The 13,340-nt window shown below is 69.6% G+C and carries 16 protein-coding genes, 1 tRNA gene and 1 pseudogene; 3 read left to right on the top strand and 15 right to left on the bottom strand.

From position 1 onward, the window contains the following. Positions 1-344: 344 nt before the first annotated feature. The gene (locus ACZ4Z3_RS40085; protein WP_055716363.1) at positions 345-809 is read right to left on the bottom strand and encodes a GatB/YqeY domain-containing protein; all 465 of its coding nucleotides are present in this window, start codon (positions 807-809) and stop codon (positions 345-347) included. A gap of 187 nt (positions 810-996) precedes the next feature. Between ACZ4Z3_RS40085 and ACZ4Z3_RS40080 the strand changes: the two genes are divergently transcribed. The 3 genes from ACZ4Z3_RS40080 to ACZ4Z3_RS40070 all read left to right on the top strand — a co-directional run bounded on the left by ACZ4Z3_RS40080 (position 997) and on the right by ACZ4Z3_RS40070 (position 3,168). Continuing rightward, positions 997-1,926 carry a metallophosphoesterase gene (locus tag ACZ4Z3_RS40080; RefSeq protein WP_468505680.1) on the top strand — a complete coding sequence of 310 codons (930 nt, stop codon included), beginning with the start codon at positions 997-999 and terminating at the stop codon, positions 1,924-1,926. Positions 1,927-2,231: 305 nt separating this feature from the next. Beyond that, a complete protein-coding gene (locus ACZ4Z3_RS40075) occupies positions 2,232-3,065 on the top strand; it encodes a Pr6Pr family membrane protein (protein ID WP_468505679.1) in 834 nt (277 codons plus the stop codon). 29 nt (positions 3,066-3,094) lie between these two features. Further along, a tRNA-Pro gene (locus ACZ4Z3_RS40070) sits at positions 3,095-3,168 on the top strand. Positions 3,169-3,274: 106 nt separating this feature from the next. On the opposite strand, the pseudogene ACZ4Z3_RS40065 reads toward ACZ4Z3_RS40070, so the two are convergent. The 14 genes and pseudogenes from ACZ4Z3_RS40065 to ACZ4Z3_RS40000 all read right to left on the bottom strand — a co-directional run bounded on the left by ACZ4Z3_RS40065 (position 3,275) and on the right by ACZ4Z3_RS40000 (position 13,214). Continuing rightward, positions 3,275-4,445, bottom strand: a pseudogene (locus ACZ4Z3_RS40065) (site-specific integrase). After that, entirely contained in the window at positions 4,445-4,627 is a 183-nt protein-coding gene (locus tag ACZ4Z3_RS40060) for a helix-turn-helix domain-containing protein (RefSeq protein WP_468505678.1), read from the bottom strand. Before ACZ4Z3_RS40060 ends, ACZ4Z3_RS40065 begins: the two are co-directional and overlap by 1 nt. Continuing rightward, positions 4,620-5,966: a replication initiator gene (locus ACZ4Z3_RS40055; RefSeq protein WP_468505677.1), complete on the bottom strand. Its 1,347-nt coding sequence runs from the start codon at positions 5,964-5,966 to the stop codon at positions 4,620-4,622. Before ACZ4Z3_RS40055 ends, ACZ4Z3_RS40060 begins: the two co-directional genes overlap by 8 nt. A gap of 102 nt (positions 5,967-6,068) precedes the next feature. Beyond that, a complete protein-coding gene (locus tag ACZ4Z3_RS40050; protein ID WP_468505676.1) occupies positions 6,069-6,380 on the bottom strand; it encodes a SpdD-like protein in 312 nt (103 codons plus the stop codon). Between the two features lie 19 nt (positions 6,381-6,399). Continuing rightward, on the bottom strand, positions 6,400-6,555 hold the full coding sequence (locus ACZ4Z3_RS40045; RefSeq protein ID WP_123541968.1) for a hypothetical protein: 156 nt from the start codon (positions 6,553-6,555) through the stop codon (positions 6,400-6,402). Between the two features lie 16 nt (positions 6,556-6,571). Then, positions 6,572-6,751 carry a mobile element transfer protein gene (locus ACZ4Z3_RS40040; RefSeq protein ID WP_468505675.1) on the bottom strand — a complete coding sequence of 60 codons (180 nt, stop codon included), beginning with the start codon at positions 6,749-6,751 and terminating at the stop codon, positions 6,572-6,574. A gap of 12 nt (positions 6,752-6,763) precedes the next feature. Next, entirely contained in the window at positions 6,764-7,495 is a 732-nt protein-coding gene (locus ACZ4Z3_RS40035; RefSeq protein WP_468505682.1) for a DUF2637 domain-containing protein, read from the bottom strand. Positions 7,496-7,500: 5 nt separating this feature from the next. Beyond that, positions 7,501-7,983 (bottom strand): hypothetical protein, encoded by a 483-nt coding sequence (locus ACZ4Z3_RS40030; RefSeq protein WP_468505674.1) that lies wholly within the window; start codon positions 7,981-7,983, stop codon positions 7,501-7,503. A gap of 77 nt (positions 7,984-8,060) precedes the next feature. Next, a complete protein-coding gene (locus ACZ4Z3_RS40025; RefSeq protein ID WP_468505681.1) occupies positions 8,061-9,368 on the bottom strand; it encodes an FtsK/SpoIIIE domain-containing protein in 1,308 nt (435 codons plus the stop codon). 89 nt (positions 9,369-9,457) lie between these two features. Then, entirely contained in the window at positions 9,458-9,805 is a 348-nt protein-coding gene (locus ACZ4Z3_RS40020; RefSeq protein WP_055517769.1) for an SCO3933 family regulatory protein, read from the bottom strand. 206 nt (positions 9,806-10,011) lie between these two features. Then, positions 10,012-10,833, bottom strand: a complete 822-nt coding sequence (locus ACZ4Z3_RS40015; protein ID WP_468505673.1) for a protein phosphatase 2C domain-containing protein — start codon at positions 10,831-10,833, stop codon at positions 10,012-10,014. Next, positions 10,830-11,690: a sigma factor-like helix-turn-helix DNA-binding protein gene (locus ACZ4Z3_RS40010; RefSeq protein WP_468505672.1), complete on the bottom strand. Its 861-nt coding sequence runs from the start codon at positions 11,688-11,690 to the stop codon at positions 10,830-10,832. The genes ACZ4Z3_RS40015 and ACZ4Z3_RS40010 overlap by 4 nt, the downstream gene beginning before the upstream one ends. Before the next feature lie 175 nt (positions 11,691-11,865). Next, entirely contained in the window at positions 11,866-12,261 is a 396-nt protein-coding gene (locus tag ACZ4Z3_RS40005; RefSeq protein WP_055713652.1) for an ATP-binding protein, read from the bottom strand. A gap of 98 nt (positions 12,262-12,359) precedes the next feature. Next, on the bottom strand, positions 12,360-13,214 hold the full coding sequence (locus tag ACZ4Z3_RS40000) for a helix-turn-helix domain-containing protein (RefSeq protein WP_468505671.1): 855 nt from the start codon (positions 13,212-13,214) through the stop codon (positions 12,360-12,362). Positions 13,215-13,340: the final 126 nt, after the last annotated feature.

The raw sequence follows: 13,340 nt of genomic DNA, 5'->3' as shown, positions 1-13,340 counted from the left end.
GGGGTGTTGGGGGGTTTGGTTTTTTCCGCGGGGGCAGATGGCCCCGGGGAACGCGTTGGGGGGGGTGGTGGTGGTCCCCCCTTTGGGGGGGGGCCCCCCCCACCGCCGTATGGCTGGCGTGACCGCAGGCTCCGTCGCTCGGAGGAACAGCCGCGCGGGGCCCGGACAGCCCGGATCCCGGGCCCGGAGCTCCGGAGGGCTCACCGCTCTGTGCGTGGGGGGCTGAGGCCGGGCTCGGAGACACAGCCAGTCGGGGGCTGGAGGCCACGAAGGACTCGGAGCGGGGCTTAAAGGCCCAGCCGCTCGAGCGGCTGGAGCGGCTGGAACGGCTCGAGTGCTCCTGCTCAGCCCGCGAGCTGCTGCTTGACGATCGCGGCGACGCGGCCGCCCTCGGCGAGACCGGCCACCTTCGGGTTGACGATCTTCATGACCTGACCCATGGCGCGCGGGCCCTCGGCGCCGGCCGCCTTAGCCTCCTCGACGGCCTGGACGACGATCTGCTTCAGCTCCTCGTCGGAGAGCTGCTTGGGCAGGTACTCGGCGAGGATCTCGCCCTCGGCCTTCTCCCGCTCCGCCGACTCGGCCCGACCACCCTGGGCGAACGCGTCCGCGGCCTCGCGGCGCTTCTTGGCCTCCTTGGTGATCACCTTGAGGACCTCGTCGTCGGAGAGCTCGCGCTTCTCCTTACCGGCGACTTCCTCCTTGGTGATCGCGGCGAGCGTCAGCCGGAGCGTCGAGGAGCGGAGCTCGTCGCGCTCCTTGATCGCGGCGTTGAGGTCTTCCTGCAGCTTCGACTTGAGCGTGGTCATGCGGTTGATTGTCGCAGGTGTGGTGCGGAAGGCGCGCCTTGATTTCGCTGGTGTGTGCGGAACGGGGGCGGTCCGGAAGGGCGCGGCGGAGTCGGTTGTCCACAGGCCGAGTTGGCGATCGGTGCTGCCGTGGCACGGTTGTCCACAGGCTGCGCGGCGCCTCGCCGGGGTCTGACACGATGGACGCATGCGAGCGCGTTACGGAGTACCTCTGGGGATCGCGGCGGCCGGTGCCGCCGGTGTGTTGTACGCGGCGGGTTTCGAGGCCCGTTCGTTCCGGCTGCGACGGGTGACGGTGCCGGTACTGCCACCGGGCATGCGACCACTGCGCATACTCCAGGTCTCCGACATCCACATGGTGAGCGGGCAGCGCAAGAAGCAGCGCTGGCTGCGTTCCCTGGCCGGGCTGCGCCCCGACTTCGTGATCAACACGGGGGACAACCTGTCGGACACCGAGGGCGTACCGGAGGTGCTGGACGCGCTGGGCCCGCTGATGGAGTTCCCGGGCGCCTATGTCTTCGGGTCGAACGACTACTACGGCCCCAAGCTCCGCAACCCCGCGCGGTACCTGATGGAGAAGGTGCAGGGCCGCCACGGCCTGAACGGCAACAAACCGGTGGTCGGCGCGATCCACAACCCGTGGGAGGACCTGCGGGACGGCTTCGACGGCGCGGGGTGGCTCAACCTCACGAACACCCGCGGCACGCTGAAGATCGAAGGCATGTCGGTGGAACTCACCGGCCTGGACGACCCGCACATCAAGCGGGACCGCTACGACCGGGTCGCCGGCGGCCCCTCCGAGTCGGCCGACTTCTCCGTCGGCGTGGTGCACGCGCCGTACCTGCGGTCGCTGGACGCGTTCACCGCCGACGGCTACCCCTTGATCCTGGCCGGCCACACCCATGGCGGACAGCTGTGCATCCCCTTCTACGGGGCGCTCGTCACCAACTGCGACCTCGACACGGACCGCGTCAAGGGCCTCTCCACGCACACGGTCGGCGACCACACGGCCTACATGCACGTCTCCGCGGGCTGCGGCACCAACCGCTACACCCCGGTCCGCTTCGCCTGCCCACCGGAGGCGTCGCTGCTTACGTTGGTGGAGAGGGACGCGTAGGGCTGGGCGGCCTGGCTCGGGGGGCCGGGACGGGGTCGGGGGCGTTTTGGTGGGCCGGGAGCAGGGCTGGGCGAATGGGTCGATCGAGGCTGCGGTGATCGTGGGGGGAGAGGGAACGGGTCGGCGCGCCCGGCCGGCGATCGGCCATCGTCCGGTAACAGGAAGCGCGCAGCCGACCAGCGCCCACTAACCACTGACCACCGCCCCCTGGCCTCTGACCGCGAGCCTCGGCCTCGGGCCTCCGACCACCACCCATACGGGTCGCCCGAATCGCCCGGTATGTGGGCGCGGCCTAGCGTGATCGCATGACCGCACCGATACCCAGGGACATCCCAGACCTGCCCGCGATCTCGGGCATCCCCGCACCGGTGACGTCCATCGTGCCCGCGACGGCAGTGGTGGCACCGACTCGACGCCGGACGGCGGCAGCGTTCCGCGCTGTGGTGGCGCTGGCGGCGGCCGTGACCGTGCTGATCGAGATGGTCGCGGGCAGCCCGTTGCGCGTCCTCAGCCATTACTCGGTCCAGTGCACGGTGCTGGTGGCGCTGGTCTTCGCCGCGTCGTCCCGCCGCGCGTGGGCCGCGCGCCGCCCGCTGCCGCCGCTGGTGACGGGGGGCACGGTCCTGTACGTCATGGTCGCGGCCCTGGTCTACCACCTGGTCCTGATGAGGGACGCGACGTCCTTCTCGATGATGATGACGCCGACCGGGGCTCCGGTGACACCGACGGGGTGGCACGCCCTGACGAACCTGGCGTTCCACACGGTGATCCCCGCGGCGGTGGTGGCGGACTGGCTCTTCCTGACCCGCCCGGCCGCCCTGCGGCTGGGCCACACCGTGGCCTGGACGCTCTACCCGATGGCGTTCCTGGCGTTCACGCTGGGCCGCGCGGCGCTGCTGACCCCCGACTGGCCGGCGCCGTACCTCTACCCGTTCCTGGATGTCGACCGGCACGGCTACAAGAGTGTCCTCGGAAACGCCCTGCTCATGGGCCTCGCCCTCTACGCCCTCGCCCTCGTCCTGGTCGGCGTCGACCACCTCCGCCCCGACCTCGTCCGCCCCCGCCGAGGCCGCCCGGGCCGCCATGACCGCCGCCCCGAAAACCGGATTTCGTCTCCAGCCCCCGGTGGGCTAAAGTAAACGACGTCGCCGCGACGAGCAGCGACAATCGGGGTGTAGCGCAGCTTGGCAGCGCGCTTCGTTCGGGACGAAGAGGTCGTGGGTTCAAATCCCGCCACCCCGACAGCTAAGTAGCAGGTCAGAGGGCCCTTACCGACTAGGTAAGGGCCCTTTGGCGTTGCTGCGTGTCTAACTGCGTGACTATCGATTCTTGAGTGCGTGCTGAGTGACTACGGCTGCTGCCGCGCGGCTCCAAAGATGCCGTCCATGACCACGGCTCCGGTCTGGATCACGGGCCGGATCTGCTTACGGTAGACCTCCTCGGTGACGGCCGTACCTGAGTGACCGACGAGCCGCGAGATCTCCTCCAACGGGACGCCCCGGTCTGAGAGCAGAGACACGAAGCTGTGCCGGAGCTCCCGAGGCGTCCACTCGTCGGCGTTGATCCCTTCGATGCCCTTGAGCGCCTGGCGGAAGGCACGGCGGACGTTCGCCGCGTCGAGGGGCTTGCCGACGGCCGAGGAGAAGACGAGTCCGTGTTCCTCCCACTTCTCGTCAGCGGCGAGCCGGTCCCAGCCCTGATCTTCGAATTGCTGCCAGAGAGCTTCGACGCAGCGCGCCGGCAGGGCGAGCGTGCGCCGGGACTTCCGGGTCTTGGTGTCCCCGGTCCGCCGGACCGAACGCCACACGGCGATGTGGGGAGGCTGCGGCGGGTCGAGGTCGGGGCGCCCTTTCAGGAAGACGTGATCCCAGGTGAGGGCCCGCAGTTCCTCAGTACGCGCACCAGTCAGCAGGGCGAGGACGATGTAGGCGTACATCGAGGTCCCCTCGGCGCCCTTGAGCACGGCCTCAGCCTGAGCGAAGGTGAGCGGCCTTGGAGGGGCGCCCTGTCTGCCCCTGGGGGACCGAACACAGCTCTACGACGTTGCGCTTCACCTTGTCCCGCGCCATGGCCCGCTTGACCGCCCGGTTCAGGCACGAGTGAAGCGATTGAAGGGTGCGCGTGCTGAGCGTCTTCGCCTTGGCGGCGAGCCAACGGTCTACGTCCTCCGCGCTCAGGTCACGGAGCTTGCGGGCCCCGAGTGACGGGATGACGTGCTTCTGACTCAGAAGCGTGCAGGTCTCGACCGTGCTGGGGTCGACGTCCACCAAGCCGTACGTGAGCCAGTCCGTCACGGCGTCCTTGACCGTGTAGTTGGTAGGCGCTATCGCGAGGCCGTCTTCGTGGTCGCGTAGTACCTCCTTGAGCTTGTTCTTCGCCTCAGTCTTGGTCTTGCCACTCCCCCGCTTGACGATCCGCTTGCCGCTCGGATCGAAGCCGAGGTTCGCCGTAGCGATCCACCGTTGCCTCTTCTCGTCCCAGTGCAGGCCGCCGTCACCACGGCTTCGACGCTTGGACATCAGGCCGCACGCTCCATCTGTCCCTCGATGAAGGCGCCCAGGGCGGAGGCCGGGATGCGTCGGCACCGGCCGATGGTCACCGAGGGGAGCCGACCCGTACGGATGAGGTCGTACACCTTGGACCGCCCGAGTCTCAGACGGGCCATCACCTCGGCAACGGTGAGGAGTTCGTCATCACGCATGGTCGGGATCTCCTTGTCCGTCGAGGGAGGTGGGACGCGAAGACGCGAAGAGGGCTTCCGCATCGGTGAGGCCAGTGCCGGCGAAGCGCCAGTGCGAGAGGACGAGGACGGTGTCCGGGTCGGGCAGGGGGTGGCCTGCTTCGGCGGCGCGGGCGCGGGTGAGGGCTTCGTTGTGGTCGGCGCGTTCCTGGCGGAGGGCGCCGAGGGTGACGGAGTAGGCGCGGGACTTGGTGGAGAAGTGGCCGCGGAAGCCGAGCATGTGGGCCCACTTGCGCAGGCGCAGGGCTTCGAGTTCGGGAAGGGCGCCGAGGTGCCAGCAGGTGAGGATGAGTTGTCGGGCGTGGTCGGTGACCTGGGTGCCGATGAGGTCGGTGATCGGGTTGCGGATGGGGCGGTCGAGGGTGCCGGCGGTCTCGGCGCCCTTGGTGGCGTACTTCGCGATGTACGCGGCGACGGCGCGGCTCGACAGCTCCGAGGTGCCCGCGAAATCCGCCGAGCGGATGGGTCGGATGTCGAGCTGTTTGCCGAAGCGGAAAGAGAAGGAGCGTCCGTCGAGGACGGGTCCGGGAGTCTCGGCGAGGCAGGCCGCCGTGCGGATGGCGTCGGTGAGGAGTTCGGTCGTGGCCCAGGGCGGTGGGGCGTCCTCGGCGCCTTCCGGGCCGTCGAGGCGGATGACGGCGTGGAAGTGGACGGCGCCGCGTCGCTGGTACTCGGCGACCTTGGCGTAAGAAACCTTGGCGCTGTGGCGCAGTGCCGTGCGGGTGATGCCCGCTCGTGAGGCGAGTTGTTGGCGCAGGTAGGTGGTGAAGCGGGCCCAGAGGGGACCGGCGTGGGCGTTCCACAGGACGGCGGCGCGGTAGTCGTACCGGTCGGGGTCGAGGGGGGTGCCCAGGGCGGGGTCATCCTCCAGGTGGGCCCGGCCGCAGCGGCAGCGGCCGCCCGTGGGGCGGTTGTGGACAGGGCCGAAGGAGGGGGCGGTGAAGGTGGCGAAGACGCGGGGGTGTTGCGCGACGGCCGGGCCGATGCCCTTGCCGCCGCTCAGTCCGGCGGTGACGAGGTGGAAGGTGTCTTTGCGGTACACCTCGGCACAGGCAGCGCATCTGGTGGCCCGACGGTTGTTGCAGCGGATGAGGAGCTGTCCGGCCGGAAGGTCGATGTCGGTAATCTCCCGGACAATCTCTCCCGTTGCGGCGTGGACGTCGAGCCGGTGGCCCTCCATCCGTACGGGCCGCTCACAGCCGCCCAGGCGCTGGATCTGCCGGGCGTAGGCGCCGAGGTCGCCGTAGCGGGCGAGGGCGGCCAGGTGGCGGATGGCTCCGAGGGGAGCCGGGGGACGCATCTGCGGGTTCCTCCTTGCAGGGGTTGCAGGTCTGGCGCGCCCGATCCGCCTGTCGAGGGGGATAGACAGTGTGGGTAGGGCCGGGCGCTTGGAGTTGTCGTGTCAGCGGTCGCGGCGGGTGAGGAGAGCGCGGATGACGACGGCGCACACGGCGGTCGAGGTGGCCGTGACGGCGACGGCGAGGAGCATGGAGACGAGGACGGCGCCGACGACCAGGACCACGGCGGTGCCGCCGCCGACGAGGGCGAGTGCGGTGCCGGGGGTGAGCTGGACAGCCGGACGGGAAGGCGTGGGGGTGGCGGGGGCCGGTTGCGGGGGCAGGGGGGCCGGGGTGCCGACGGTCGACTCGATGACTGCGGGCGAGGTCACCAGGCCGGTGGGCTGAGGCATGGTCGGGATCTTGGGCCGGAGCATGAGCGGGTCTCCTTCTCAGTTACTTGACGAGGGAGTTGATGACGGGGGCCAGCAGGCTGTCGGCGATGAGGTAGCCGCCGAGGAGCAGCACGGTGATGAGCCACCAGGGCGGGCGGATGAGCTTGACGCCGAGGACTCCGATGCAGAGGAGGGCGAGCCAGAGCGGTACGTCCATGAGGGGTGGCCTCCTGTCAGGCCGCGCAGCGGTGAGTGCGGGCGGCGAGTTCGGCGGCGGCGCGGGAGTCGTACTCGGCGGAGAAGTCGCAGCGGGGCGCGGTGCAGGCGGCCAGGTGGCGGTGCTTGCCGCGTTCGAGGTAGGAGGCGACGTTCACGGGGCCGATACGGCGGACGTTGCGGAAGCGGCGATGCATGGCGGTCCCTTCTCAGAGGTGAGCGGCGACGGAAGCGGTCATGGAGGGGGGCAGGCCGAGCCGGGCGCGTATGGCTTCGGGGTCGGCGGGGTGGCCGGTGGCCGAGTGGTGTTCGTCGGCGAGGGCCCGGACGCGGTCGACGAGAGCGGGAGGGAGGGCGACGGCGGGAACGGCCGCCGGGGCCCGAGCGGGGGTGGATTCCGCCACCGGATCGGCAACGGTGGTTGGTTCGCTGATGGTGGGCTCAGGGACGAGGTCGGGGGCGGGGAGCGCGACCGGGTCGGGCATGTCGACGGCAGTCGGGGCGGAGAGTGATTCCTCGTGCGGGTCGGTCGTCGACGAGGCCAGGACCTCGTGCGCTTCCTGGGGGTGGTGTGGTGTGTGGGCGAGGAGCGTGCCGCCGAAGAAGGCGACGGCTGGCCAGCCCGCGACCAGGACGCGGAGCCAGGCGGGGACGTGGTCAAGGTCGAGGAGCCCGGCGGTGGCGACGTTGGCGCCGAGGGAGGCGGTCAGGGCCACCAGGAACCACAGCCGCGGACCTCCCGCCCCCAGGCCTGCTCGTTGTGCCTGCCGCATCCGGCGCCAGGCGGCGACCAGCAGCAGGTCGACGCTGACGGGGTAGGCCCACGCCTTCCAGCCGCCCTGTCCGGCCGCTGCGGCGAGGTCGTGCAGGTGAGAGAAGGACAGGGCACCCGCGATGACGGCCTGGACGATCACGGCGTCGACCCGCAGGCGCTTGACCATGGTGGTCACCGGGTCAGTGTGCGGCCGTTGGCAGCGGCGACGGCCCGAAGGACGAGGTCGAGGTTGGCCGCATCCAGGCCGCTGACAGCGTCACCGAGCCGGACAGGGGCCGCGGTGTCGGCGAGCGATGCAGCCAGGGCCAGGATGCGCAGCTCCCCGCCGGAAGCGGGCAGTTCCTTGGATTCCAGGGCCTGAGCGACCTTGCGCCAGTCGATCCCGTACGGCTGCGGAAGCGGGCCGGAGTAGTCGATGAGCAGCAGACCGGGCCGCTCAGCCAGCCGCTTGATCCACAGGCCGTGACCGGCCAGGAGACCGATCGCGGCCCGCAGGGCGGGCGAGCCGTCAGCGTTGGCGGCCAAGGTGTCGGCCAGTTCGGCGGCATCGACGGTCACCGGGGTGTCGTCGATGCCGTACCAAGGGCAGTCGCGTTCGTCGTGGTCGACGCCCGTTTCATCACCGTCGATGTCACCGCAGCGCTCGCAGAACATTGGTGCTCCTTCCGGTTTTTGGCATGGGAGGGGTAGGGGCGTGGCGCGAGACGGTCGCGCCGACCGGGTGAGGGGGGCTACTCGGTCACCGGTTGGGCGGTGGGAACGGCAGCGGTGGCAGAGGACGGGACGGCGGACTCCACGGCGACGGCGGGCCGGAAGGAGTCGAGCCGGGGCAGGTCTGGCATCAGGGCGGCGGTGTCACGGCAGACGGCCGCCGCTTCGGCGAGGGTGAAGTGTGGTACGCGGACGCGGGACCAGCCGCCGGAGGAGTCACCGACGACGGCGACGCCGGGGCGTTCGGCCGGGATGGCGGTAGCAGCGAGGGCCGCTTCCGGGGAGACGTCGGCGAGTGCCATGTTCGCCGAGGCTTCGTCGTTGACGCGGTGGCAGACGCGGCCGGTTAGCTGGGCACGGAGCATGGTGGCCCCTTTGCCGAGTTCGGATCCGAAACGCTGCCCGCACACCTCCAGGTAGATGCCGGCCGCACGCCCGAGCTGGGCGAGTCGGATGAGCTTGGTGACCATGGCGTCTCGTCGCTTCTCGTCGTCCCGGTTCGCGGCGAGGAACAGTTCCGCCACTTCGTCGACGACGACCACGACCGGCACCGGCCGTGCTGATTCCGGCAGCCCCCACACGTCCGAGGTGAGCACGGCGTCCGGACCGGCCCCGCTGCCCGCACCACTACGGAGCCCGATGAGCCGGAATCGTGCCTCCATCTCGTCCACCAGCGCGTCCAGGAGTTCGTCAGCCCGGTCGGGAGTGTCGGCGAGGGCGGACAATCGGGGTGCGAACGGGGCGAGTTCCACGCCCCATTTGCAGTCGATGCCGACGAGCACGACCGACTGCCGGGCCAGACCGCACAGCAGGTTGCGCAGGTAGACGGACTTGCCGGACTGCGTGGCGCCGAGGATCAGTTCGTGCGGCACGGTGCGGAAGTCCCGTACGTGCCATTCGCCGTCTTCCCGCAGCGCCAGCGGCAGGCAGAGCGGATCGGCCCCCGGCCGCCGACGGGCCGGCTTGACCTCGGCGAGCACGTCCCAGCCGACCAGCCGCAGTTCGAGCCGCCCCGGCTTTGTGGTGCGGACGTAAACGGCATGGACGCCCCAGGCATGCCGCAGCCGGTCGGCGGAGGCCATGAAGTCCTCGGGAGCCTGACCCGCCGCCATACGCAGCCGCATCACGAGACCGGACCCGGTCGGCAGCGGGAACGACCGCCGAGGCGGTACCGGCGCGGCCTGGCGCCCGACCATCCGGGCGGTGGCCCGACGGATGGCCGAGGCCGGGACCGTCAGACCACACGCGTCCATCGTGTCCCAGTACGACACGAGCACCCGCAGCGCGGCGACCGGATAGCCGATGGCCCACCAGAACACGACCGGCATACGACGGCGCACGACCAGTAGCACGACCAGGCCCAGCAGGACCGGCAGCAGAATCGACAGCGGAACCCGAAATCCCTCCGTCACGGCGATCAACCCTGAACCGGAGCCGGGGCGTTGACCATGACGGCGTCGGCCCGGTAGGCGATGCCGTGCCGGGCCCGCCCCCCGAACTCGCTCTCCCAGGGCCGAGCGACCAGACCGGACAGGATGACCGGGGCGCCCATGACCAGACCGTCACCGATGCCCTGCTCGGGAACGGTCACCTTGATCATGTCCGAGCCACCGGCCGCGATGAACACCAACTCCACCGTCATGAGCCGCTGGTTGGTCACCGGGTCAACGGCCACCTCACCGGTCTGCCGGTCCCTCACCTTGACCTCCGGCAGCTTGGTGATGAGCAGCGTCGCGGCCGAGGTGTCCACGGGGATGACACGCATTGTCTGTACCTCACAGGGTCGTTGGCGCCTGCTCGCTGAGCAGCACCATTCCAACTGGATACCCCCCTAGACAGCACGAAGGGAGGGTGACCGCCGTCTGAGCTGTCTAGGGGGGTCTACAGCTAAGGTAAACGACCGTCGCTCGAACTGTCTAGGGGGGTATACGAGTTGGGTCGCGGCCTCACCGCTCGCGTGAGTTGCGTGCGTCAGTCCAAGGCCCAGTGGAGGGCGGTCGCGTCGTCGCGAGCCTTGCCCCGCGGCCAGCGCCGGCCCTCTGGGTCGCCAGCCTCGGCTTCCCGTACACGGCGGATCAGCTCATCCGGCCCCGACGAGTCGAGGAGAGACAACGTCTCGCTCCAGTCCGCGAGTTCGAACCGGTCGACGAGTCGCGTGGCACCGTCGCTCATCAGCGTCACGGACGCCAGCGAGTCCAGCGGCACCGTCCCGGTCAGAGCATGCCCGGCCGCCCGTGGATCGGGGCCGGCGATCCAGAAGCCGCCCGGCCGGTTACGGAGCCCGGTCAAGGCATCCCGGTACTCGGCGAGCGCGGCAGTGTGTTCCGGCGATCCGGTGGGCAGTTGGTCGACGGCCCCGCGCAGCCGCTTGCCGACCTCGTCCAGGCGCCGGTCGGTGACCACGGTCGTACGGCCTTCCCTGTCTGCCAGCAGCAGGGACGAGTCGCCGAGAACGAGGTACTCAAGAACTCCCCCGCCGAGCCGCACGGCGACGACCGTACTGGTGGGACTGGCCCGGTAGGCGAGGTCGCAACTGTCCTCGTGCAGCGACCTGACAAGACTGATCGAGTCGGCGAGACAGTCGGCGAGCGGCCGGGCGGGACACGCAGTCATGCCGCGCAGCAGCAGAGCGCCCAGGGTTGCGGAGAACCAGGCGACGCCGTGCGTGCAACCGGTCTCAGCCCCACCCACACCGGCACCGTCAAGGACAACGGCCGCGCCGGGGGCAGCAGCGGCGAAGTCCTCGTTCTCGCGGTCGGGTTCGGCGGGCAGTGTGGTGAGGGCGAACCTCACCCCGCTGCCTCCGTCGCCTCTTCGTCGTGCCGGTAGAGAGGGCAGAGCAGCTCGGCGGACTGCGGTTCGCTGGTCTCCGGGTCGTACTCGACGCCGACCAGCGTGGAGAACCGGCGGTCACCGACCTGGCCCCACAGCGCATTCAGGTCGCTGGCGAGCAGCTGCACGACGCCAAGAGAACCCTGAGTGTGGATACCGGCGATGGCGAGCAGCGAACCCTTGCCGTCCGGGCGCGGCAGCCGGCCGAGGTATCCGACGTCGTACGGCCGGGCCGGGTCGCTGTCCTGGCCCGACCGGTACACGGTGCCGGTGCGCCGGTCCACCACCGTCCAGGGCCCGTCTTCCGCGCGCTCCCAGCTCAGAACGGGATCTTGCGCGTACGTGTCCCACATCTCCTGGGACATACGTGGGCCGCAGACGACGACCAGGCCGTCTCGATTGAGGTCGATCTCTCCACCGACCGACACATGCTCGGAGGCGACTTCGAGCCCGTATGTGCGCGCGAGGTCCTCCAGCCGCTTGCCGGAGCTGACGTCGTCCATGGCGACGACCGTCCGCCCGTGCTCGTCATCACGCCGCAGAGGGGTGGCGACGACGACGGAGCCCCGGCCGAGGAAGGCACCTTCCGGCGCCGGACCGGTGTGCCGGATCTGGTGAATCCGCCCGCGGCTCAGGCCCGCCTTCTCAGCGATCTGCGCATACGACAGCCCTTGCGCATGCAGGTCCTGGACCACGCGTCGACGAAGGCGAGCCAGTTCAGTCACCTCCTGCTGTGCATCAGCCAACCGGGTCGTGACCTCGCGCAACAGCCGGTACGGATCATCAATCGCCATGATCCGCTGCAACTCGTCCGACATGACTTCACCTCCTAGCACTAACCAGGAGTCTAGGGCCCTAGACGGAACGGGCGGGAGACGGCGGCCCGTACTTACGCCGACCACGTAGAACCGCGACCGCCTGCCGGGCACACCCCGAGGGCTCACCCGTCACCGCCCGCGAGGCGACCAGAGACGACCGTCGAGGCGGGCGCGATCACGCACCCTCCCGCACCAGGTCCGCCCACACGGTCCGCCCGTCGGGCCAGCTCTTGATACCCCAGTCCTTGGCGCACGCGGCCACCAGCGCCAGGCCGCGACCACCCTCATCCCGGTCCGTCACGTCACACAGGCGAGGCTCGCGTTCACCGCCCACATCGACTACCTCGATGCGCACAAGATCACTGTCGTCGCCGAAGCTGACGACCACGACGAACCAGCCGCCGGCCGCGCCGCTCAACGAATGCCGCACAGCGTTTGTCGCAAGCTCACTGACGACCAGGACCGCGTCGTCAACCGGTCCTCGCTCCTCCAGCAGAGCAGCGACGAAGCGTCGAGCATGACCCACCTCCTCGGCCAGGCCGGGAAAGGCGCGGCACCACTTGGTACGCATGGGAGATCCCTCACTCTACGTCTAGGGGGCTAGACAGCGCAACGGCAGGGTATTCCCATGACCAAGCGGCAAGCTAGGCATTCAGAGGAATTATTCCTCTATCGGGTGAGGGTGTCGCCCAAGCTGCGGAAGTCCGCCATCGACCGCACCAGCAGCTCCCGCACCTCGTCGCCGAAGATGGCCGCTTCCTTGAAGCGGGCGAACGTCTCCTCGTAGGCGGCCAGTTCAGCGGAGTCAGCCGACACACGCTCACGGTCGAAGGTCTCGACGACAACGGCCCGCTCGTCGCACAGGGTGAACCCGTGCCGAGGCAGCACCGGCACCCGCCGACGCCAGGGGATGACACCGAGCCGCACCGTGTCCAGGCTCTCGACAGCCAGCAGCCGGTCGAGCTGGGCGAGCATGAGCGCCGGAGTCCCCGGCCAGGTACGCAACACGGCTTCGGTCAGCACGAACACCGACTCCCGACCCGGCTCGTACAACACGCTCTGCCGCTCGATGCGGGCAGCTACAGCCCGGCCGATGGCATCAGGCATCGAGTTCGGCGCACTCGCGAAGACGTGCCGGGCGTACTCCGCGGTCTGAAGCAGAGCCGGCAGCACAACGCACTGGAACGACCTCACCAACTGCGCGGACCGCACTTCTTCGTCAACGGTGCTACCAGCGGACGGAGTTTCGTCGGTTGCCTGTTGGTCTCCGCCCGGAGCCACCATCACGGCATGCAGCAGCTCACGGACCTCACGCTTGGTCGACTCATCGAGGCCGAGAGCACGTGAGAGGCGGTCGAGCACATCAACGCTCGGAACCATGCGCCCGGTCTCGACCTTGGACACAGTCGGCTGTCCCACCCCGGCACGCTGCGCCAGCACAGCACCCGTCAGCCCAGCTTCTGTCCGAAGAACGCGAAGACGCGCGCCAAGCGCCCGCATCCGGTCCCGCCGCTCACTCCCCATGCTCAGGGTTCTACACCACAGGGCAGCACGATGTCGGGTCTCAGGTGATGGTTGACGGTTCGGCGTCGGGTGATGCTTGACGTCTGTCCTAGACGATCTTTCGTCTGTTGTACTCCCCGGATTTGC

Source organism: Streptomyces sp. NPDC030296, assembly GCF_055572815.1.
Note: the sequence above shows the minus strand (reverse complement) of the source record. Positions and strands in the feature narration are given on the sequence as shown.